The organism is uncultured Chitinophaga sp. (assembly GCF_902168175.1).
Lineage (GTDB): Bacteria > Bacteroidota > Bacteroidia > Chitinophagales > Chitinophagaceae > Chitinophaga.
On the sequence record NZ_CABHOU010000072.1, the window covers coordinates 323,757 to 346,096 of the forward strand.

Consider the following 22,340-nt stretch of genomic DNA (forward strand, 5'->3'; position numbering starts at 1 on the left):
TTTTTTCAGTCTTTATAAATTATAGTATTTCATACTTTGTCATTATTACTAATATGGATCTGATTTATCTGATTAAATCGTTGTTACGCAAGAAGTGGCTGATCATTATCAGTACAATTCTGGCAGTTTTGTTAGCCTTCGTTCTGACCATTAACGAAAAACGTTTGTACCGCTCCGTGGCCCAGCTGGCCACAGGTTTCACCACTACCGACCAGGTGAAACTTAAAACTGACGAAGGATTTAACATTTACGAGATCGACGTAAAGTTTAACAACGTAACGGAAGCCTTCCGGTCATCTAAAGTATTAAGCATGTTGTCGTACAGTGTAATGCTGCACGATCTTGAAACCCCTTCAAAAGCTTTCCGCAAGTTAACTGCCGAGGAAAAAGAGAAAGAAGGAAAACTTCGCCTCTCCGCCCCTGCTGTGATTACGGTATTAAAAGAAAAATACTCATCAGAAACCCTCCTCAGTTCCTACAATCCCGAAGAGCGGAAAATCCTGGAATTGATTAAATTATACAAGTACGACCTCGAAAGCATTAAGAAAATGCTTTTCGTAGGCCGCGTACAACGTACCGATTACCTCGACGTTGAATACAACTCCAGCAATCCCGAGCTTTCTGCCTACATGGTAAACCAGGGCTGCGCAGAGTTCCTTCGTAACAACGAGTCTTCCCGCACGCAACAGAACTCTCAATCTATTGAAACCCTGGCCAAACTGTCTGAGCAGAAAAAGGAAGTATTGGACGGTAAAATCCAGCAACTGAGGCTTAAAGGTGGAGTAGACGTTTCTGTGGAAAGTACCAGCAAGCTTACGCAGGTAAGTACTTTCGAGGTGAAGTTGTCGGACGAGAAAACGCTCCTTAACTCTTCTCAATTGGGGCTGGCGGATGTGGTAAGAGCGATTGGCGAAATGGACCGCACCAACGCCGCTACGGTTGCTGCTCCCAGTACAGCCAGTGCAGACCTTATCCGCATAAGGAACGAGCGGGATGCTGCCTTCCAGGAATACCAGAACAAGGGCTCCAACGACAAAGAACTTTTTAATAAATACCAACGCCTGAAAACGGAATACCAGAACAAAGCTGCTTCCATGAATAGCGCTGGCAGCGCTCCAGCCTCTGGTGGACTTACCAGGGCTCAGTTGCAGCAGAAAAAGTCAGAACTGGAAATTCAGATCAAAACCTCACAGCAGAACATTTATGACCTGGAGAGGAAAATTGCCAGCCTTAACGCTGGCGTGTACAGCGCAGCTTCCCGCAACGCCGACAATATGGCTATGCAGAAGGAACTGGATCTTGCACAGAGTGAATATGAGAACGTGAAGAGCCGTTACGATGCGGCAATGAATAATAAGGTGGCGCCAATGGACGACTTCCGCCAGATTCTCTTCGGGCAGCCCGCTGTAGAACCAGAGCCGTCAAAACGCCTGATCATACTTGGCCTGGCTGGCATGACTATGTTCGTTTTCTGCTGTATTGCCATCATATTCCTGGAGTATATCGACGTGTCTATCAAAACTCCTTCTCAGTACCTGAAAATTATTGATTTGAAGCAACTGAGCGTAATCAATAAATTAAACCTGAAAAAAGGCAATCTTAATGATATATTCGATAGCGCCGATCAAAAGAATAAAGCAAGCAATACCTTCAGAGAGCATATCCGTAAATTGCGTTACGAGATTGAAAAGAGTGGTCATAAGATATTCCTGATTACCAGCGCAAGGCCGCAGGAAGGTAAGTCGACGATCATCAAAGCCCTTTCGCACAGCTTTAGCGTAAGCAAAAAGAAAGTGCTTATCATTGATACCAACTTCCCCAACAATACACTCACAAAAGAGTTTGAAGCCGCCGAAAATCTTGAAGGATTTAGCGCCCCGGATAACAATGTAAGCATGGAAAAGCTGAGGAAGATCATCAGCAAAACAAGTATTGAACATGTAGATATTATCGGTTCTAAAGGTGGCGACTATACGCCGGCTGAAGTACTGGGAGAGAACAACGTACTTAACTATCTTCCGTTACTTACCACAGAATATGATTTCATTTTCATGGAAGGCCCGGCATTAAACAACCGTGCAGATAGTAAAGAATTGCTTCGTTATGCAGATACTGTAATTTCTGTTGTGTCGGCCAGGTCCACGATCAAACAAACCGATAAGGAAACAATTGCATTCCTGCAGGGATTGAATGGTAAATACACAGGTGCTATCTTGAACTATGTAGAGCTCGAGAATATCGACCTCTAGCCTTGCTACTTTGAAACCTTAACATGAAGCTTAAGTTATTTAATACAGATATTGTTAACAACAGCCGGCTCCCCTGGGTAGACTATGCACGTGGCATTGCTATCATGCTGGTGTTATACCGCCATATATATGAAGGTATATCCCGCGCCGGACTGTCTGGGCAAAACTTTGCCTACCTCGAACATGCTAATATTATTTTTTATAGTTTCCGTATGCCGCTATTCTTTATTCTTTCCGGTGTATTTATTGGGAAGAGTTTAAAGAAGAGAAGTGTACAAACATTGATCAACAACAAGTTCAGCACCCTTTTCTGGCCATACATGGTATGGTCGCTGATACAAGTTACGCTGCAATTGTTGCTGGCCGGTTATGTAAATGCCGACAGGACCGTAAATGACTTCTGGTACATTTTCGTGTTCCCGAGGCGAATCGACCAGTTTTGGTACCTATATGCGCTGTTTAATGTATCGGTACTGTATATTATTACCCGCGAAAAACTTCGCCTTAAGATCTGGCATCAGCTTGCCCTGGGCGTTGCGGCTTTCCTGTTCTCCAGCTGGCTATCGGTAAAGAAGATTGACCTGGGTTTTGGTTATGATCTGTTACACTATTATGTGTTCTTTGCATTGGGTGATCTTATTTCAGATAAACTGCTGAACAGGGAAATGTATGCTAAGTATGCATCCTGGAAAACGTTTGCGGTGTTACTGCCTGTATTTATCATTGGCCAGTATTATTTCCTGGAAAAAAACCTGGAGAAGGGCGACTATGAGTACGTAGAGGCTTATCAGCCAATGCTGTTTACCTTAATAGCTGTTTCCGGCTGTGCATTTATGGCCAATATTGCCTTTATGCTTCAGAAGTATAATGTGATGAAGATACTGCGTGTCATCGGCTTTCACTCCCTGTATATTTATGTATCGCATGTGCTTGTTGCCTCGGCCACCAGGGTTATGTTGGTGAAGGCCGGCATTACCTACGTGCCCGTAATGCTGCTGATCTGCTTGTTTTTTGCGCTGGTTATCCCTATTATGGTTTACAATATTGCCATGCAGATCGGTGCATGGTGGCTCTACAGCCTTGATAAACCAGAACCCGTAAAAACATCTTCATCCACCCCCAAACAACAACCTGCGTAAGGTTAAGATCCATGAGCGAAAAGAAATATTCATATTGGCTACAATCAGGCGTCTACAGCGGCTTGCAAAAGCTTACAGTAGTGCTTTTTGGGTTCGGCACCGTTATCATGTTAACTCGTTCGATGAGTAAGCCTGAAATGGGAGTATGGAGCCTGTTCCTGATTTTTATAGGTTATATAGAAACAATCCGTACCTCACTGATAAAAAATGCGGTGATCAAGTACCTGAACAGTGCTGAGAAGTCAGAACATGTTTATGTAAACTCCGCTGCGCTTTGCCTCAATGTATTTATAACTGTTGGTATTGCCCTGCTGTTGGCAATAACGATAGTGCCAGCCAGTGTCTTTTTAAAGGCTCCTGCCCTATCTAATGTGATATTCCTCTTTTTACCTGGCATGTTACTGCTCATCCCTTTCTCTCATTTTGAATGGGTGCAGAATGCTAATGCGGATTTTAAAGGTGTTTTCTGGGCTTACCTGGTGAGGCAGGGTACGTCTTTTGTAATGATCAGCATCGATTTTATTGTGCATGGGCATGTGGACCTTATCAGGCTGATCATCTACTTCAACGCAGGCATCGTATTAGGCACGCTTACTTCGTATATTTTCGCACGCCGGTTCCTGCGTAAGCAGTTCATTTATAGTAAGGAGTGGCTGGCCAGGATGTGGCATTTCGGTAAGTATGTGTTCGGTACTAACCTCAGCGCTTCCGTATTCAGAAATACCGATCAGTTTATCGTATCCTCTGTACACGGAGCGGCAGCTGTGGCGCTTTACGGTGTGTGTGTACGCATCTCTAACCTGGTGGATGTACCTTCCCAGGTATTGGGCGACATACTGTTCCCCAAAAGTGCGGAAGTAATGCGGGAAGGCAATATTGAAAGGGTGAAGTTTTTCTATGAAAAGGCCGTGGGAGTGGTAATGGCAATTTGCGTCCCCGGCAGTCTTTTTATCTTCCTGCTCCCGAAATTTATTCTTGGCATTGTAGGAGGTGGCGAATATGTGGAGGCGGCTTATTTGCTACAGCTGACGATGGCTTATGGCATGTTTCTGCCTTTTATCAAGCAGTTCGGTACCATCATGGACTCTACTGGTTTTCCTAAAACTAACTTCCTGGTGATGACTATTATTGCAGTGATCAATATCGGGATATGCAGCGTGTTTGCAAGGGAATTTGGTATTGTAGGCGCGGCTTATGGCACAATGACTTCTTACCTCATTTGTTTTATTATCACTTCAGCTATACTCTTTAAGAAGTTCAATGCGAGTATAACCAACTGCTTCAAATACATGTTCCAGTTCTACCCGGAAATGTACCAGTTATTTCAACAAAGGTTTTTATTAAAATTGAAAGCAAGATGATAACAGGGAAAGATATAGTGGTGGTGGGCATGCAGTCGTGGGATATCACCATCGGCAGCAACTGTAAAAACATTGCCTGGGAGCTGGCCAAGCACAATCGCGTACTGTACGTGAACCGTGCGCTGGACAGGATATCGGCTATTCGCCTGCGTAATGAGCCGGATATCCAGAACCGTATTAAAAGTCTTCATGGCGAAACTGATGATATCCAGCAAATAGCACCGCAGTTATGGACGCTCAATCCGCGTACCTTACTGGAATCGGCCAACTGGATGCCGACTGCATTGTTGTTCGATCTTTTTAACAAGATCAATAACAAACGTATAGCAAAACAAGTGGCCATAGCGATGGAGCGCTTGGGTTTTAAGGATGTAGTGCTGTTTAACGACAATGATTTCTTCCGCAACTTTTATATGCAGGAATTGCTGCCTGGTGTGCAAAATACTATTTACTATATAAGGGATAACCTGGTTAGCCAGCCTTATTTTGGTAAGCAGGGCAAACGCCTCGAAGCAAAATTAATGGCAAAGGCGGACCTCGTGGTGGCTAATTCTGCCTACCTGGCCGACTATGCACGTCAACACAATCCCCGCTCCTACGATATCGGACAGGGATGTGAATTTGAACTGTTTACCAAACCTGAGGTGCCAGGCCGCCCCGCTGAGCTGGACGGGATTAGCAGTCCCATTATCGGTTATGTAGGTGCGCTGCTCACTTCCCGCCTGGATATCAGCATACTGGAACATATTGCATCGGCCAGGCCCGACTGGAACATTGTACTGGTGGGCCCTGAAGATGAAAACTTCCAGGCCAGCAGCCTGCATAACCTGCCAAATGTTCATTTTACGGGGAGTAAACCAGTGAGCATGCTGCCGGCTTTTATACATTACTTTGACGTTTGCATCAATCCCCAGGCCTTAAATGCGATGACTGTAGGTAACTATCCTCGTAAAGTAGACGAGTATCTGGCCATGGGTAAGCCCGTGGTGGCTACAGAAACAGTAGCTATGCAAATGTTCGCGCCGTACACTTATCTTTGCCGGAATGCGGAGGAGTATGTACAGCAGATCGGGCTGATACTGTCCACCCCGGTTAGTGCCGAGGTGGTGCAAAACAGGATCGGGTTCGCCCTTTCGCACACTTGGGAGAACAGTGTAGAGGAAATGAGCAAACATTATTTTGAACTGCCTGGCCGTAGCAGGAACAATTCCCGCAAAGCCGCGGCGCTGTAAAGAAGAATGTAATGAGCGATAACAGATTTAGTGACGAAACCATACTCGAGATCATTGTAACAGCGTTTATCCTGTTCGTGATCGTATTTATGGGCATCAAGATTTTATTTCTTTAAACCGATACCGTGCCACAATTATTAGGAAATACCGAAGGCGGTATAAAGGATAGGGTAAAAGAGGTGTTACGCCTGCAAGTGGTTATTAATAAACTCAACTCTCCGTTGGGTTACATAATTCTATTTTTTGCTGCGTTGTTGTTTGCTTTTGCAATAGCCAAAATAAATATACTGGTAGGTGTTGGGGTGATGGGATTGCTTATTGGCGGCGGAGCTGTAATGATTTGTTTGTTTGATACCACCCTGGGTTTTTATATCGCTACTGCGGCCTCGTACTTTGTATTTTACCTCAACAGGATGATCGATGACGTGTTGCCGGTAGGTATCCTCATCGACATACTTATAGCCACTACATTTATCGGCATATACTTCCGCAAAACGATCCTCAAAGGTAAGTACTTCAAAGAATCGAAGAACCCCATCACGTACATGTATATGCTGTACGCAGCGTTCCTGCTGGTAGAGGCGTTCAATCCATCTATGTATTCGCTTGGCGGATGGATATTTACCTTTCGTAAGTTCCTGAACTTCCTGATGATCTATTTCATCTGTTTGCACATATTCAACAGTTTCGAAGATATAAAGGTATTCTTCAAGGTAATTCTTGGCTTCTCTATCCTGTCTGGCGTTTATGGCTGTTTCCAGGAATGGTATGGACTACTTCCTTTTGAAGAGCATTGGGTAACGAGCGATCCCCATAAGTACGCCCTATATTTCCAGGGTGGCACCATGCGTAAGTTCTCGTTTCTGTCAGACCCTACATCCTATGGTATCTTAATGGCGAATATGGTTATATTTGCGCTGATTATGGCCATGGGGCCGGTATCTAAAAGATACCGAAAATGGCTGCTGACAGGCAGTTTATTTATGGCGCTGGGTATGGCCTATTCCGGTACACGTACTGCCTATGCCATGTTGCCTGCAGGGATAGTTCTTTATATATTGATGACCATCACCAGTAAAAAAACACTAGCGTTTACCGTTGTGTTCCTGATGCTGTTTGTAGTGGTGATATTCGGTCCCTTCCATAGTAACGGTACGATTAACCGTATCCGCTCTACCTTTGAGTTTTCCGAAGACGAGTCGTTTAATATCAGGGATGTAAACAGGCATTATATACAGCCATATATTTATGCGCATCCGCTGGGTGGTGGTCTGGCTACCTGTGGGGTACAGGGCGAAGTATACAATCCCGGGCACCCGTTGGCTGGCTTTCCTCCGGACAGTGGTTATTTAAAAAGTGCATTGGAAGTGGGATACATCGGATTAGGACTTACCTGCCTGCTATACTTTATCATGCTGCAGGTGGGCGTACGAAATTATTATAAATGCCGCGATCCGGAGATCAAGTATTATTACGTAGCTACAATTGCCACTACCTTCGCCATCATTGTTGCGCACTATGCGCAGGTGGCTATCGGGCAAATACCAGGGGCCTTCCTTTTTTACGGTTCGCTGGCGGTAATGGTGAAGCTGCACACATTTGACAAAACAAAAGAAAACACGAAAAGTATTTCAACACCCAATAAAATAGTCTAATTATGAAAAAAGTATCCGTTCTATTGTGTCTGACCGTATTCTCATCCGTATGCGTTATGGCACAGGTTCCGGCCAAAACGAATGCTCCGGCGGCTAATACTGCTCCCGCTGCGGATATTCGTGAACGGTTGGTAGAACTTGCTTTAAAAAACCCCTCTTTTAAGGAAATTGACGCTACTAAAAGAAAAGCTCAGTACAGTGTAAAGAAAGTAAACTCTACGTGGTTAGATATGATCACGGCTAGCATAAACTTCAACGAAATCACTATTGGTAAGGTGGATCAGGCTCAATACGGTAACCTTTATTTTCCACTCTGGAACGTCGCTATTAACGTTCCATTAGGCGCTTTCTTCGGCAAACCTGCTGAAGCAAAAATGGCCCGTATGGATATCGCCGTAGCTGTTGCTAAAAAAGAGACGATGGAACTCAGCACCCGTGCATTAGTTCTTACCCGCTATGAAGACTACCTGCTGAAAAAAGAATTGCTGCGCCTTCAAAGCGAATTGACTGAAGATGATCTGGCGGCTTTCACCCAGGCAGAACAGAAGTTTACTACCGGTAGCATCGATTATGACGCATATTCGGCTGCTTCTAAACGTTATAATACTGAATTGGTGAAGAAAATAACGCTGGAGAGAGATCTTGCCGTGGCTATTATCGATATCGAAGAGGTAATTGGCGTGAAGCTGGATGAAGTGCTGGCCCAAAAATAATACATGAGGTTTTCAATATTTTGGCTGTTTCTTTTATTGCCGGGCTTTTTGCTGGCACAAAAGAATCAGCAGAAAGTGGATGTTCAGCTTACGCCCTGGCACAATAACGGGGCACTGGTGCAATTGCCGGATAACTATGCGGCAGGCAACGAGCGTTATCCGCTTATTATGTTCCTGCATGGTAAAAGTAAAGCCGGTACCGATATCGGTAAACTTGCACTGGAAGGTATACCCTACTGGCTCGACAAAGGTGCTAAGCTGGACGCTGTTAGCCCTGCCGACGGCAAGCTCTATAAGTTTATAGTTGTTTGCCCGCAGGCGTTAGAATGGGGTTTAACCCCGGTTCAGGTGAATTACGTCCTCGACCAAATGATCAAACGATACCGGGTTGATACTTCCAGGGTTTACCTAACTGGCTACAGTGCAGGAGGATGGGCTACCGTGATGGCAATTACGGAAAACCAGCAAATATCCGGACGATTCGCTGCTGCAGTACCCATGTCGCCTGCAACGATAGATGCTCCCAATGAAAAACGGTTTAATCTTGTAAGTAAGGCCAATATTCACTGCTGGTATTTCGGGGGCGAAGAAGAAATTAACTTCCTCGAAACAGCGCAACGGTACGCCGACAGCACGAATAAATACAAACCCGGACTGGCAAGGGTAACGACTACACCTTACCGTCATTGCTGCTGGAAGGAGTTTTATGATCCGGCGTTCAGGCAGGAAGGAATGAGCATTTATGAATGGATGCTACAGTATAAAAAAGAACCATAATTACCTCCATAACTAAACTTCGAAAGCGCTTCCCCTAAAGGAGGCGCTTTTCTTTTACGGTTAACGGTTAAGCCGTGAACACAAGAGTCGCATCCACCCCAAAAAAAAGCGCCTTCCGAAGAAGACGCTTTAAAATATGGGTAAGGCTGAATTATAAGTTAAATGCAGCTTTTACTTTTTCTACGTAGTCAAGCTTTTCCCATGTGAACAGCTCCACCTCTACTTTCTTCTCGCTCTTTTTACCAGCGTTGAAAGTTTTGGTCACCACTTTGCTTTCGCGGCCCATGTGACCGTAAGCAGCAGTTTCGCTGTATATTGGGTTACGCAGCTTCAGGCGCTGTTCGATAGCGTAAGGACGCAGATCGAAAATGGCTTCGATTTTCTTCGCAATCTCACCATCGCTGAGGCCTACTTTAGCAGTACCATGTGTGTTAACGAAAACACCGCAAGGTTTAGCTACACCGATAGCGTAAGAAACCTGTACCAGTATCTCGTCGCAAACGCCTGCAGCTACCAGGTTCTTCGCAATGTGACGTGTTGCATAAGCAGCAGAACGGTCAACTTTGGAAGGATCTTTACCAGAGAATGCACCACCACCGTGAGCACCTTTACCACCGTAGGTATCTACGATGATTTTACGGCCTGTAAGACCAGTGTCACCGTGAGGACCACCAATCACAAATTTACCGGTTGGGTTAATGTGATAAGTGATGTTGTCGTTAAACAGCGGCTGCAGCTCAGGCTTCAGGCTCGCTTTTACCCTTGGAACAAGAATCTTGATCATGTCTTCTTTGATTTTAGCCAGCATAGATGCATCCTGGTCAAAATCATCGTGTTGGGTAGATATAACGATCGTATCGATTCTTACGGGTTGGTTATCATCGGAATACTCAATCGTAACCTGAGATTTAGCATCAGGACGAAGGTATTTAATGTCTTTGTTTTCGCGACGGAGTACAGCCAGTTCCAGCAGCAGTTTGTGCGCCAGGTCCAGTGCCAGTGGCATATAGTTTTCAGTTTCGCGGGTAGCGTAACCGAACATCATACCCTGGTCGCCGGCACCCTGCTCTTCCGGGCTTTTACGTTCAACACCCTGGTTGATATCGGGCGACTGTTCGTGAATAGCAGAAAGGATACCGCAGGAGTTAGCTTCGAACATGTACTCGCTTTTAGTATACCCGATTTTACGGATTACTTCGCGGGCAATATCTTGTACATCGAGGTAAGCATCGGATTTCACTTCGCCTGCCAGCACAACCTGGCCGGTAGTTACCAGCGTTTCGCAAGCTACTTTAGAAGTGGCGTCGTATGCAAGGAAATTATCGATGAGTGCATCAGATATCTGGTCGGCAACCTTGTCTGGGTGCCCTTCTGATACTGATTCAGATGTAAATAAATACGGCATAAAAAACTCGAATTTTGGCTTATTATAGTTGGGTGTAAATAATTCTTAATTTCATCTTGTAAGTGGAATGGTTACCGCCCCCTACCTTAACGCGGCGGGAATCAATATTGAGAGATGAAAGTGCTTCCAACCTTAAACCAAAGTTGGTGTCTTTACCATCGAGCAACAACTGTAAATGCCGTGCAATATTAAATTTATATTGTACAACCTTCATCACACCGAAGTCAGAAATGACGGTTCTTTGACCTCCAAAATAAGCCAGGTTAGGATTTGTGGGGCTACCATAATCTATCAGTGATGTAACGGTGTCCTCTCCTGCTTTCACATACTGAGCAAGCATCAACCTGTCCGGCTCTGTATAAATGCCGTCCATGGTAGGATTGCTGCCGAACGTTACTTCGGTGATGGCCAGTTCAGCCTTATTAATCACGGCTTTAGGAATAAATTCCAGGCCGGGGATGGTAAGACGGGTGAAAATGCCAGGCGCTTCCTGGAGGAACAGCAGGCTGTCGCCCGCCGGATTATTGGTGTTCAGGTACTGAGCTGCCTCAGACCCTGTAAAGTTTCGGCTAAAGTAATTCGCGTGAGCAGAAGCGTAACTGTCGAACGCAAAGTTCGTTACCAGTGAATCTTCCTCGGCACTCTTGTAGTAAACAGACAACCGTGTGTTGGTAGCCGCCAGGTTTAGATACAACAGGTTACGGCCCAAAACATTGGTGTCGGGCACGATAGCCATACCTTTGAGGAAGTCGCGGAACAACGAATCGTTCGCGAATGCGCCGGAAGTGGTTTGCTGCAACAGCAGGTTACCGAATGCCGGTGTCATGGCAATACGAAGTGCCGGTGCCTGTTTAACGCCATATACGCTGATGGAGTCTTTCAGTCCTTTCGGCGTAACCGTGGCGCTACCTATAAGCTGACCGGCGTCTACACCCAGTTGCTGGTAGTAACGGTAGTTGGAATCAATCCGGAATTTAGGCTCTGTCATCCTATAAACGTTCAGCTTAAGATTAGCCATGGAGTCGCCATAGAAGCCGTTATAACCTACGTAGAGAATGATAGAGTCAAGCGTTTGATTAGTACCGTTAAAGGAGAAATTAGAACTTGGAAGGCTCACCTGGGTATAAAGGGTGCCCTGTGTTCTTCCAAAGGTTGGGTCGTCTGTAATACTACCCACTACGCCGGTATAATTTGCCTGTCCGGTAAAAACAGATGAATCGGTACGATATATATTATGAGCGATAATACTAGTGATAGTAGTGTCTTTAACATTCACATCGTCCGCGCCGGGTATGAGGTCTGCACCAAGTATGGTGGCTTTATTACAGGCTGAATATGCAAACATGGCCAGCAATACGGCCACCGCACCACAAAGATTCCTGAAATTGATCTTCACGCAAAAAAGTTTGAGAAATGCAGTCTAGAATTGTTATTTACCAAGCAATTGATTATAAACCTGCAGATAATCTGCAAGATCTTCATTGTCTTTTTTATACGGAACTATAATCTTCCCTTTTTCAGCTTTCAGTTCATCCACGATCTTCTTATCCGACTTTTCGCTGGCAAGAATAACGGCGTCTGCATATTTGGCAGCACCCTTATTTAAAGCAGCATTGGTTCCCTCTTTGTAAGGTTCAAGGTCCTTTTCCTTCACCAGGTTACTGATCGTGGCCTTCTTCAGGAAAGTCGCTCCCAATTTCTCCTTAAAGGTGTTAGGTGCCAGTGAGAATACGGTTTTGGTATTCGCGAACACAGGCTCCTTCTTATAAGCAGTCTTTAAATATAATGGTATGAGTGAAGTCATCCAGCCGCTGCAATGAATAATGTCCGGCGGCCAGCCAAATTTCTTCACAGTTTCAAGCGCTCCCTTACAGAAGAATACCGCCCGGGCTGCGTTGTCGTCATAGAACTTCTCGTCCTCGTCATTAAAAACGGTCTTACGTTTGAAATAATCTTCATTGTCCAGGAAATATACCTGCAAACGAGCATTCGGCAGCGAAGCTACCTTAATGATCAGCGGGTAGTCATCCCCATCAATCACGATATTAATGCCTGACAGTCTTACTACCTCGTGCAAACGGTGTCTCCTCTCATTGATAATCCCGAACCTTGGCATGATAACCCTCACTTCAAGGCCGGCCTCATTGGACTTGATCGCCATCTTGTTAACTATAGCCGCATAATCAGTCAAATCCAGATAAGGCGACATCTCTTGGGCAATAAAAAGAATTCTTTTCTTTGTGGACATTTAATGCTGATTATTAATGCTGATGTTTTTAAATTGGCTTGCAAAACTACTAATTTTTTAGGTAAAAAAGGTCGTTTTGTCACTTTTAACATCCTTTTAAGTATAGGAATATGTACATTTTCAAGGAAATACACAGTCTGCAGCTTCACCTGGAAGCAGAAAAAAAGGCAGGAAGGACTGTAGGCTTTGTTCCAACCATGGGTGCCCTTCACGATGGGCACATCTCGCTTATAACCGCCGCCAGGGAGCAGTCGGACGTAGTGGTTTGCAGTATTTTTGTGAATCCTACTCAGTTTAATGATCCAAAAGATTACGAAAAGTATCCAATTACCATTAATGAGGATGTATCTAAGCTGGTAGCTGCTGGTACCGACGTACTTTTTTTGCCCACGGTCGCCGAAATGTACCCGGAAGGGGTGCATGGCGAACATCGTCACTATGATTTCGGCTACCTCGAAACGGTTTTGGAAGGTGCACATCGCCCTAATCACTTCCAGGGGGTCGGTATAATTGTACACAAATTGCTGGAAATCGTCCAGCCAACCGGGCTTTTTATGGGGCAAAAGGATTTTCAGCAATGTATGATCGTAAAGAAGCTGCTCGAAATTACCCAGATGCCGGTTAACCTGGTTATTTGTGCTACCCGCCGCGAAACAGACGGACTGGCCATGAGCAGCCGTAATATGCGCCTCAGTGCTGATGAACGTAAACTGGCTACGGCTATCTATAATGTGTTGGTGGGGTTAAAGCAAAATATAGGCAGTACTCCCCTGCCCGACTTAAAGCAAAATGCCATCCTTGCGCTGGAAAAACAGGGGTTCCTGGTAGATTATATTGAAGTGGCGGACGCCAACAACCTTCGTGTGGTGTCGGCACCTATTCCGGAAGGCATGGTGGCGTTGGCTGCCGCTAAACTTAACGAGGTGCGGTTGATTGACAATATGTTGTTGTAATTTAATGGGGGAAAGAGCAGACCCGGCAATCTGTGCTTTCCCCTTGCCTGGTATCTTAAATTTGTCCTACCTTTGCAAACATTCACGCGGAATTATGCAAATTGAAGTATTAAAATGTAAGATCCACAGGGCGGTAGTAACAGAAGCTAACTTACAATATGTAGGTAGTATTACGATAGACGAGGACCTGATGGATGCTGCTACCCTCATCGAGTATGAAAAGGTGCAGGTGCTGAACGTAAATAACGGGGAACGTCTCGAAACCTATGTCATTAAAGGTAAGAGAGGTTCTGGCGTAATTTGTATGAACGGTCCTGCTGCCCGGCTGGTAGCACCTGGCGACATAGTAATCATTATTTCCTATGCAACTATGGACTTCGAAGAAGCTAAAAAGTACACACCTGTAGCGATTTTCCCGAAAGAGGGCAACAAACTCTAGGAACATCTCAACATCTAAACCCGCATCCATGCCCAAATTGCTCAAGAACATCCTGCAGTCGGCTTTTTTCCTGGGCATAGGCGCATTGCTTATTTGGTGGGCCCTTCGTCCGCTTACGCCTGAACAGCGCACGGACATCAAAAACTCTATTTTTCAGGCCAACTACTGGCCGGTTATTCCTGCTTTTATTATCGGTGTATTCAGCCACCTCGTCCGCGCAGTGCGCTGGAAGTTACTGATGCACCCCCTCGGCTACAATCCAAAAACCAGCAATACTTTTTACGCCGTAATGATCGGTTACCTGGCCAACCTGGCCGTACCACGCCTCGGTGAAATTGCCCGCTGCGGCATATTGGCCCGTTACGAAAAAATACCAGCCGACAAACTGATCGGCACCATGATCGCTGAACGTGCGGTTGACCTGCTTTGCCTCATCCTGGTGATGTTCATTACGGTGATGGTACAAATCGATGTGGTAGGCACATTCTTCTCAGAAAAGATATGGACACCTATGTCTGATAAGATTGCCAGCGCAAATGGCTCGCAACTGGTGGTGATGATCGGTATTGCAGCGGTGGTGGTATTCCTGATCTACTTCTTACTCAAACGTTTCGCCCGCTCCAAAGCGGCCATAAAATTAAAAGCCCTCATCCGTGGTGTAATGGAAGGTATTCTTTCCATCGGCAAAATGCAGAAGAAAGGCTGGTTCATTTTTCATACGGTGCTTATATGGGTATTGTACTTTGGAATGCTGTACGCCGGGTTCTACTGTATGAAAGAAACCTCCGAACTGGGGCCCAAAGCTTGCCTGGCCCTCCTCTCCTTTGGCAGCATTGCGATGATCATTACCCCAGGTGGTATTGGCGCTTATCCTATATTTATACAGCAAACCCTATTGTTGTATAATATACACGAAACAAGCGGGTACGCTTTTGGCTGGATCGTTTGGGGCGCACAAACCATCCTGGTGTTCGCACTGGGTATATATTCGGTGATTGGTCTTGCCGTGGCTAAGAAACATACCGCCGCCACTCCCGCCTGAGCTTAAACTTTTTATATTTGAAAAGCCGCTGCACAGGCGGCTTTTTTTATTTAGGTACACTTCACTAACATTTGTTAACCAATAAGATCGTAACTTAATATTCAGTTAACATTGGCTGCCTATCTTGTTCGATTGAACGCGTTTCATAAACTGCCGGCAGCTGATAAAATGGCTGTTGGCTTAAAAATTGAAGATAGATATGACAGCACAAAAAGCTGTTGCTACCAGGCCAACAACAGATAACAAGCATCATCAGAAAAAGGAAAAACAAAGCATGGCCGCGCAAAAGAAGAAAACAATCGTAAGGGATATAAGCTGGCTCTCATTTAATGCCCGTGTGTTACAGGAGGCTTCCGATCCAACGGTACCGTTATATGAAAGGATCAGGTTCCTGGGTATCCACTCCAACAACCTGGATGAATTTTTCCGGGTAAGGGTGGCCACGCTTAAACGTATGGGTTCCATTGGCAAGTCTGCCAAAATGCATCTTGAAGAAAACGCAGATGAAATACTGGCCGATATCCAGAGTACGGTTATTCACCAGCAACAGGAATTTAACCGCACCTGGAAGGAGATCGAGGACCAGTTGGAGAATGAAAAGATCTTCCTCCGCACCGATAAACAGCTTAACAAGGAGCAGCAGCGTTTTGTATTGCAGTACTTCAACGACGAAGTGCGCACCAATATCATCCCCCTGATGATAGAAAGTATACCGCAACTGCCTTACCTCCGCGATAAATCTATTTACCTCGCTGTTGTACTGGCCCGTGAAGATGGCTCAGTAAGGCAGAAGTTCGCATTGATCGAAATCCCGACCAATGTACTCCCCCGCTTTATTATCCTCCCATCTAAAGAAGGAGAACATAATATTATATTACTCGAAGACGTGATCCGCTTCGCATTACCGAACCTGTTCCATTACTTTGGGTACGATAAATTCAGCGCACATATCATTAAGGTAACCCGCGATGCGGAACTGGATATTGATAACGACTTCTCCAATAACCTTATTCACCAGATAGAAAAAGGGATCAAAGACAGGCGTAAGGGCAAACCTGTGAGGTTTGTGTACGATAAGGAAATTGATACGCTGCTGCTGGAATACCTGATGCGCCGGCTGGGATTGTCTAAAAAAGATAACCTGATCCCGGGTGCCCGTATCCATAACTTCAAAGACTTTATGGACTTCCCGGTATCGGTGTTCGGGAAAGCACATGGCCGCCGCAGGGGGGCTATGCACCCGCTGTTCGTAAATGCCCCCAGCGTAATGCACGTGATCCAGAAGCAGGATGTACTCATCCACACGCCTTACCAAAGCTTCGATACTATTATCGACCTGCTGCGCGAAGCGGCGATTGATCCGAATGTAACGACTATCAAGATTACTTCTTACCGACTGGCGAAGAACTCCAAAATCGTGAACGCGCTTATAAACGCCGCCCGTAATGGTAAACAGGTAGTAGTAGTAATGGAACTGCGCGCCAGGTTCGATGAAGAGGCGAACCTCCGCTGGAGAACAAGGCTGGAAGAGGATGGCATCAAAGTGTTGATTGGTGTACCCGGGATGAAGGTGCATGCTAAGATCTGTGTGATCAAAAAACGCATAGGCAATAAAACTTTGCAGGTAGGCTTCATCGCCACTGGTAACCTGAATGAAAACACCGCACGTATATATGGCGACCATTACCTGCTGACGGCCGACAGGGCTATCCTGGCCGACGTGAACCGCATCTTCTCGTACCTCGAAAGTCCAAAACACGATGTGAAGTTCCTGAACGCCTGTAAAGTAATGCCCGTCAGTCCATTGTCGATGCGCCGCACTTTTATAAAGTTAATCGACCGTGAGATCAAACATGCAAAAAGTAAAAAGAAGGCGGAGATCATCCTGAAAATGAACTCCTTATCTGATGAAATACTGATTAATAAATTATATGAGGCAGCTGCTGCCGGCGTCACTATTAAAATGGTGATACGGGGTATATGTTGCGCCTATACGGAGAACAAGAAGTGGAAGAAAGATATAGAGGCAGTGAGCATTATCGACGAGTACCTGGAACACGCCCGCGTATTCATTTTCCATAACAGCGGCGATCATAAGGTGTACCTTTCCTCCTCTGACTGGATGGTGCGTAACCTCGATCATCGTGTAGAAGCGGCAGTGCCGGTAGATGATCCTGAACTGAAAAAGGAATTGATCGATATCGTGAACATTCAGCTGGCCGGTAATGTGAAAGCGCGCATCCTGGATAATGAGCAAAAGAACGAGTATAAAAAGGCTTCTGGCAAAAAGGTACACGCCCAGGTAGAAATTTTCCGCTACCTGCACGAAAAAACGTATAATTTTGACGGCATAAAGAATTGATGGATAAAGTAGTGCTAATATATACATGAAGCTGGCAGCAATAGATATAGGTTCCAATGCAGCGCGGCTCCTCATTTCGGAGGCGTCGCCCAAGGCAAGCGGAGAAATGGATTTTACGAAGGTTAACCTCATACGTGTGCCTTTGCGGCTGGGTATGGACGTATTTGCCGATGGTTTTATCTCTGAAAAAAGAGCGAAGCACCTGGTGGATACGATCAAAGCTTATAAACTGCTGCTGGACGTGTACGAGGTGAAATACCTTAAAGCATGCGCCACCTCCGCCATGCGCGATGCCAGTAACGGCCCGCAAATTCTGAACCGCGTACACCAGGAAACAGGTATTGATATTCACATCATTACCGGTCAGGAAGAAGCCTCATACATTTACGAGAACCATATCGCCGAACATATGGACCCTACCAAGTCTTACATGTATATAGATGTTGGCGGCGGTAGTACAGAACTCACCTACTTCTCGGGCAACACTATGGTGTTCAAAGAGTCGTTCAATATTGGCACCATACGGCTGATGCAGAAGCAGGTCACGGACGCCCAGTGGCAGGAACTGAAAGAGTTCATCCGCACGAAAGTAAAGGGTAACGTAAAAGCGATCGGCTCAGGCGGCAACATCAACAAAATATTCTCTCTCTCTAAAAGAAAAGAAGGTAAACCACTTACACTCGACTTGCTAAAGGACTACTACAAAGAGTTTTCGAGCTTTACGGTGGAAGAGCGTATACATGCTTATAACCTGCGCGAAGACCGCGCCGACGTAATTGTACCCGCGCTGCAGATTTACGTAAACGTAATGCGCTGGGCCAATATCGACGAAATATATGTCCCTAAAATCGGCCTCGCCGATGGACTCATACACTCACTGTACAATGAGATTGTGGGCATTGTAAGTCGTTGATGCTTAAGCTTTGCTAACTTGTTATGCAGGCGTTTACCGTTCCAAAAAAAACTTCCTGAATTTAAATATATATTCCCACCTTTGTGCCTTGCCTGCGTAGGTGACCTGGCAGTGTATTCCACGTAACGTACCAAAATGGCAAACCATTAAAAACATTCTATAATGTCGGTGAATAAAGAGATCAAGCGTGTCACCACGCATATCCTGCAGAAGATGAAACAGGATGGAGAAAGAATATCAATGCTAACGGCCTACGATTTTTCGATGGCTAAGATATTCGACGATGCAGGAATGGACATTCTCCTGGTAGGCGATTCTGCTTCCAATGTTATGGCTGGCCACGAAACCACTCTGCCTATCACCCTCGATCAGATGATTTACCACGCTGTTTCTGTGGTACGTGCGATTAAACGCAGTTTCGTCGTAGTGGATCTTCCCTTCGGTTCTTACCAGGGCAACTCTAAGGAGGCACTGAGTTCCGCTATTCGTATTATGAAGGAAACAGGTGCGCATGGTATTAAGATTGAAGGCGGCGAAGAGATCATCGAATCTGTAAAACGTATTATTTCCTCTGGTATACCGGTAATGGGACATCTTGGTCTTACGCCGCAGTCGATATATAAGTTCGGTACTTACGCCGTGCGCGCTACCGAAGAAGTGGAAGCACAAAAGCTGCTAAGCGATGCGAAACTATTGCAGGAAGCCGGCTGTTTTGCTATCGTGCTGGAAAAAATACCGGCACTGCTGGCTAAACAGGTGGCCGAAGAACTTCGTATCCCCATCATCGGCATTGGTGCTGGTAAGTATGTTGACGGACAGGTATTGGTGATGCACGATATGCTGGGCATCAACAAGGAATTTAAACCGCGCTTCCTGCGCCGGTACCTGAACCTGTACGACACCATACTGGGCGCTACCAAACATTACATTAAAGATGTGAAGTCCAGGGACTTCCCTAACGATAGCGAACAATATTGATCTAACGCAAATTACGGTCAAAAGCCGCGGCGGACACTGTTCTGCTGCGGCTTACTCTTTTATGGCGGTATCGGTAAAAAAATTTAAATTCGCTTAAACTCAGATGATTTGAACAGGTTGCTGAACATACAACTTTCGCTCCTCTCCTTTTTAAGGAGTACCTGTTCGCATGTTCCATGAGCTACCCCTTAGCTGCTAATAATCAACCCACATCTGCTTATTAATTAACATTTTACATGTCTACACTCGATATAGTGCTAAACGGGCTTATGACGCGGTATAAAGAACGCGTACCCGACGTTGGCGGTGTTATAAACGCCATGATCAAAGAAAACATCATTCACAACGACAGCGATATTGAAAATGACCATATTGCGTTCCGTACCATGGGCGTCCCGCATTTAGGTATTCAGTCGCTGGAGAAGATATTCCTCCACTATGGTTATACGAAAAGGGACTACTACTTGTTCCCGGAGAAGAAACTGGACGCATACTGGTATGCGCCACCTGAAGAAAAATACCCACGTATCTTCATTAGCGAACTGAGGGTTAAAGACTTAAGTTCCCGCTCACAGGAAATCATTCATAGTTACACCAGTGAAGTAACGTCCGACCCGGTAGATAACCTCGACCTGAACGATGGTGCCGCTGTAGACCACTTCCTGCACAGCGCCCTCTGGCGCACACCTACCCTGGCCGATTACAGGGAATTGGGTAAGGAGAGTGAATACGCTGCCTGGGTAATCTATAATCGTTACTACCTGAACCACTTTACAGTAAGCGTACACAACCTGAAAGCTGGCTACAATACGGTGGAGGCTTTTAATACCTTCCTCGAGAAATACGGCTTTAAGCTGAACGACTCGGGCGGTAAGATTAAAACCAGTCCCGATGGCGGGCTGTCCCAAAGCTCAACCGTTGCCCGCATGATCCAGGCCGACTTTGCTGATGGGGAGCAAACAGACATCGCTGGTTCGTACGTAGAGTTTGCCGAAAGAAGAATTCTACCTCAGTACGCCGATCTGCCTGCTAATCAAATAAAAAGAGTACATCGCCGCGAAGGCTTCGAGGCAAACAATGCCGATAAAATATTTGAGAGCACCTACTCTACCCAAACCGGGAAAAAGTAATTGCTAACCTGCTTATAATGAAAGTCCTGCCACTATCCGGCGGGACTTCTCATTTATTATTTAACCGGCATCTGACTTCTAATCAGCCGCCGTTGTGTCACTCCCTTGAACTATAGAATGCCTAATGAACTATGGTAATTTACTACTGGTTTCTAGCTTATTAGCAGGAAATAAGCACGATATTACAGTAGGAATAGTGCAGAATAAGCGTAGAATAACTGTAGGGTTACTGTAGGACAAGACAGGTGTGTATAAGGTGTATATAAGGTTTACATAGGGTGTACGCAGTCCTGAAAAAGGGTTACAGCCGGGTGGAATAATCGAAACGCTAAAGTCGATACTAAATTAACAGGAGCATTTTAGCGGAGGTGAGGATTAAGCGATCGTTATAGGATCCTTCTTGCATCCTTCTTACATCCTTCTTAAAAAGGCCCCTTTCTATAAGGGAAGTACGAAGGATTTAAGAAGGATGTAAGTAAGTTGTTGCGCAAAGGTGTTTCGCCTGATCAGCGGGTTGCCGCCGAAGGGTGTGACACAACGGCGGCCGGGTCAGTATTCCGGATGCCAGTCCCCAATTTGTCATTAAACGCCGTTCATTATCCATTTGTGTAAAAGCATAAATTCTTAACTTCAACCCTAACAAAATCACCACTTTATGAAGGTTACTTATTATGGGCACTCCTGCTTTTCGGTAAATATTGGCGGCAAAAACATATTGTTCGATCCGTTTATTACGCCGAATGAGCTGGCGAAAGATATCAGGGTGAACGAGGTGCCGGCCGATTACATATTCGTGTCCCATGCACACTTCGACCATATTAACGATGCGATGAGCATTGCCCTTCGGACAAATGCTAAGATTATTGCCAATTGGGAGATTTACAACTGGTTCAGTAAAAACGGGGTCACGAATGTGCAGCCGATGAACCCCGGTGGTAAGTGGGATTTTGAATTTGGTACAGTGAAATGCATCCAGGCGGCGCACTCCAGCAGCTTCCCGGATGGGAGTTATGGTGGCGTAGCCAGCGGGTTTGTGTTCCTGACCAACGAAGGCAACTTTTACTACAGCGGCGATTCGGGACTGAGCATGGAAATGCAACTGATTAAAAAGCTGGGGCAGCTCGACTTCCTGGTACTACCCATCGGTGATTTACTGACCATGGGGCCGGACGATGCCATTGAACTGGCCGGCTGGCTGGATGTAAAAACCGTTATGGGCGTTCATTACGATACTTTTGGACTGATCAGGATCGACCACGACAAGGTGAAAAAGCAGTTTGCCGACGCGGGTGTAACCCTGCGCCTGCTCGCTATTGGTAGTACCGAAGACTTTTAATGCGGGAGTTTCTCTTTTATCAACCCATATACCCAGGTGCCGAAAATGGCGCTGGCCAGGGTAACAAGGATAACGGTGAAGCCGGCGCCTACCTGCGCGAACAGCGGTCCGGGACAGGCGCCGGTTACTGCCCAGCCGAGTCCGAATAACAGTCCGCCATAGATATTCCCTTTTGTGAACACCTTAGGCGCGATCACGATCGGCTCGCCGGCAATGGTTTTAATATTGAACTTACGGATCAGGAAAACCGAGATCATACCGGTAAGTACGGCCGAACCAATCACCCCGTACATGTGAAACGACTGCAACCGGAACATCTCCTGGATGCGGAACCAGGACATTACTTCCGCTTTTATGAGTATACCGCCGAAAATGGCGCCTAACAGCGCATATTTAAGGTTTTTCATC

The 22,340-nt window shown here is 45.7% G+C and carries 19 protein-coding genes; 15 read left to right on the forward strand and 4 right to left on the reverse strand.

Features of this window, described 5'->3' with window-relative positions; translation table 11 throughout:
* The first annotated feature begins 53 nt into the window (after window positions 1-53).
* The 7 genes from QZT80_RS16330 (at window position 54) to QZT80_RS16360 (ending at window position 9,126) form a co-directional block, all read left to right on the forward strand.
* Window positions 54-2,249 carry a Wzz/FepE/Etk N-terminal domain-containing protein gene (locus QZT80_RS16330; protein WP_295124221.1) on the forward strand — a complete coding sequence of 732 codons (2,196 nt, stop codon included), beginning with the start codon at window positions 54-56 and terminating at the stop codon, window positions 2,247-2,249.
* 23 nt (window positions 2,250-2,272) lie between these two features.
* Window positions 2,273-3,388 (forward strand): acyltransferase, encoded by a 1,116-nt coding sequence (locus tag QZT80_RS16335; protein WP_295124223.1) that lies wholly within the window; start codon window positions 2,273-2,275, stop codon window positions 3,386-3,388.
* 11 nt (window positions 3,389-3,399) lie between these two features.
* Entirely contained in the window at window positions 3,400-4,749 is a 1,350-nt protein-coding gene (locus QZT80_RS16340) for an oligosaccharide flippase family protein (RefSeq protein WP_295124226.1), read from the forward strand.
* Window positions 4,746-5,981, forward strand: a complete 1,236-nt coding sequence (locus QZT80_RS16345) for a glycosyltransferase (RefSeq protein WP_295124229.1) — start codon at window positions 4,746-4,748, stop codon at window positions 5,979-5,981. The genes QZT80_RS16340 and QZT80_RS16345 overlap by 4 nt, the downstream gene beginning before the upstream one ends.
* A gap of 125 nt (window positions 5,982-6,106) precedes the next feature.
* Window positions 6,107-7,636 carry an O-antigen ligase gene (locus QZT80_RS16350; protein WP_295124232.1) on the forward strand — a complete coding sequence of 510 codons (1,530 nt, stop codon included), beginning with the start codon at window positions 6,107-6,109 and terminating at the stop codon, window positions 7,634-7,636.
* Between the two features lie 2 nt (window positions 7,637-7,638).
* Window positions 7,639-8,349 (forward strand): TolC family protein, encoded by a 711-nt coding sequence (locus tag QZT80_RS16355; RefSeq protein ID WP_295124235.1) that lies wholly within the window; start codon window positions 7,639-7,641, stop codon window positions 8,347-8,349.
* A 3-nt stretch (window positions 8,350-8,352) separates the two neighbouring features.
* Complete coding sequence (locus tag QZT80_RS16360) at window positions 8,353-9,126, forward strand: prolyl oligopeptidase family serine peptidase (protein ID WP_295124238.1); 774 nt, start codon at window positions 8,353-8,355, stop codon at window positions 9,124-9,126.
* 151 nt (window positions 9,127-9,277) lie between these two features.
* Here the strand turns inward: QZT80_RS16360 and metK are convergent, their stop codons facing one another.
* Genes metK through QZT80_RS16375 form a run of 3 tightly spaced genes read right to left on the reverse strand, consistent with a single transcriptional unit; the run spans window position 9,278 to window position 12,779 of the window.
* Entirely contained in the window at window positions 9,278-10,531 is a 1,254-nt protein-coding gene (metK, locus tag QZT80_RS16365) for a methionine adenosyltransferase (RefSeq protein ID WP_295124241.1), read from the reverse strand.
* Between the two features lie 22 nt (window positions 10,532-10,553).
* Window positions 10,554-11,927 (reverse strand): DUF4270 family protein, encoded by a 1,374-nt coding sequence (locus QZT80_RS16370; protein WP_295124244.1) that lies wholly within the window; start codon window positions 11,925-11,927, stop codon window positions 10,554-10,556.
* 33 nt (window positions 11,928-11,960) lie between these two features.
* Complete coding sequence (locus tag QZT80_RS16375; RefSeq protein ID WP_295124246.1) at window positions 11,961-12,779, reverse strand: glycogen/starch synthase; 819 nt, start codon at window positions 12,777-12,779, stop codon at window positions 11,961-11,963.
* Between the two features lie 110 nt (window positions 12,780-12,889).
* Between QZT80_RS16375 and panC the strand changes: the two genes are divergently transcribed.
* The 8 genes from panC (at window position 12,890) to QZT80_RS16415 (ending at window position 21,932) form a co-directional block, all read left to right on the forward strand.
* A complete protein-coding gene (panC, locus tag QZT80_RS16380; RefSeq protein WP_295124249.1) occupies window positions 12,890-13,732 on the forward strand; it encodes a pantoate--beta-alanine ligase in 843 nt (280 codons plus the stop codon).
* Between the two features lie 94 nt (window positions 13,733-13,826).
* Window positions 13,827-14,171: an aspartate 1-decarboxylase gene (panD, locus tag QZT80_RS16385; RefSeq protein WP_295124252.1), complete on the forward strand. Its 345-nt coding sequence runs from the start codon at window positions 13,827-13,829 to the stop codon at window positions 14,169-14,171.
* A 28-nt stretch (window positions 14,172-14,199) separates the two neighbouring features.
* On the forward strand, window positions 14,200-15,213 hold the full coding sequence (locus QZT80_RS16390) for a lysylphosphatidylglycerol synthase transmembrane domain-containing protein (RefSeq protein WP_295124255.1): 1,014 nt from the start codon (window positions 14,200-14,202) through the stop codon (window positions 15,211-15,213).
* Between the two features lie 199 nt (window positions 15,214-15,412).
* Window positions 15,413-17,575, forward strand: a complete 2,163-nt coding sequence (ppk1, locus tag QZT80_RS16395; protein WP_295124258.1) for a polyphosphate kinase 1 — start codon at window positions 15,413-15,415, stop codon at window positions 17,573-17,575.
* A 25-nt stretch (window positions 17,576-17,600) separates the two neighbouring features.
* Window positions 17,601-18,488, forward strand: coding sequence for an exopolyphosphatase (locus QZT80_RS16400; RefSeq protein WP_295124261.1), 888 nt, complete (start codon window positions 17,601-17,603; stop codon window positions 18,486-18,488).
* 162 nt (window positions 18,489-18,650) lie between these two features.
* Window positions 18,651-19,466: a 3-methyl-2-oxobutanoate hydroxymethyltransferase gene (gene panB, locus QZT80_RS16405; protein WP_295124264.1), complete on the forward strand. Its 816-nt coding sequence runs from the start codon at window positions 18,651-18,653 to the stop codon at window positions 19,464-19,466.
* A 236-nt stretch (window positions 19,467-19,702) separates the two neighbouring features.
* Window positions 19,703-20,596 (forward strand): DUF1338 domain-containing protein, encoded by an 894-nt coding sequence (locus QZT80_RS16410; protein WP_295124267.1) that lies wholly within the window; start codon window positions 19,703-19,705, stop codon window positions 20,594-20,596.
* Window positions 20,597-21,251: 655 nt separating this feature from the next.
* Window positions 21,252-21,932 carry a metal-dependent hydrolase gene (locus QZT80_RS16415; RefSeq protein ID WP_295124270.1) on the forward strand — a complete coding sequence of 227 codons (681 nt, stop codon included), beginning with the start codon at window positions 21,252-21,254 and terminating at the stop codon, window positions 21,930-21,932.
* On the opposite strand, the gene QZT80_RS16420 is transcribed toward QZT80_RS16415, so the two are convergent.
* Window positions 21,929-22,339, reverse strand: a complete 411-nt coding sequence (locus tag QZT80_RS16420; protein WP_295124273.1) for a DUF6691 family protein — start codon at window positions 22,337-22,339, stop codon at window positions 21,929-21,931. The genes QZT80_RS16415 and QZT80_RS16420 overlap by 4 nt on opposite strands.
* Between the last annotated feature and the right edge of the window lies 1 nt (window position 22,340).